The sequence below is a fragment of the Parendozoicomonas sp. 209JJ7-1 genome (assembly GCF_058147085.1).
The window spans coordinates 1-923 of record NZ_JBYVJU010000084.1; the positions used below are offsets into that span (position 1 = coordinate 1).

General features: G+C 35.5%; 1 protein-coding gene. It reads left to right on the forward strand.

The features are described 5' to 3' along the window. On the forward strand, positions 1-787 hold a 787-nt coding region (locus tag ACY2RQ_RS19460), incomplete at its 5' end, for an isochorismatase family protein (protein WP_490114672.1). Positions 788-923: the final 136 nt, after the last annotated feature.

Sequence of the window (923 nt, forward strand, 5' to 3'; positions counted from 1 at the left end):
GCTGCAATACATATTTCTAATCCTATACTTCAGGGTAAATAGCGAGGGGTTATTAATTATGAACTGTGTAACGTTATTTTCTGCTTTTGTTTTACTGGCTTTTTCAACACAATCCTATTCAGGCTGGGAAGAAGCTAAAATTCTAGTTGAAAGCTTATTAGGAAAGGGTAAGAAAGTTGCTATTCTGATTATAGATATGCAAAACGCCTACTATGATACTTTTCAGTTATCTGCATCCAAGCTTGCAATAACAGAGCAAAATAAATTCTTGTCATCTGTCGTAAGAAAAGATGGTGTAGAGGTTGTGGATGTCCGCTTTTTCTGGGGGCAAAGACGAACAAGAGAGGAGCATGAAACAATTAGGAATTTGTTACGAATAATGAAAAGGAACCAAGAATATAGGCAGTTCTATAAAGGTAGCGAAGATGCTTTCTTGGAGGAATCTTTATCTGGAAACTATGGTGATCTATCGAAAAAGATAAGCGGTACACTTGCAGAACACCTCAAAAGTCGAGGAATTGAAGATATAATTCCAATGGGGTGTATTGATACGTCATGTGTGCTTGCAACAGCTAGAGGCGGAGCAGTATCAGATTTAAATGTCCATGTTGACAGATATTTAAACATTCCTTCTGTTAGGAACTTAATTGATCCTTCTATATCTAAAGATGAAGCAATGAAAATAAGCCATCAAAAATGGAAAGAGCTTCATGAAAAACATCCAGAGATAAATTTTATTTCGTCTGAATCAGGAAGTGCATCCTCAACAAGGTGTTCCATCCTATAAAACATGAATATTTAAGTATGAAATAGACATTAATTTCATAAAATAAAATCTCTCTTGGTAAATCTAAATCTTTCATATTATCAAAAAAAGCAGCTAACAATTGCATCCAGATGACGCCTTCGGCGCACCTGATGCA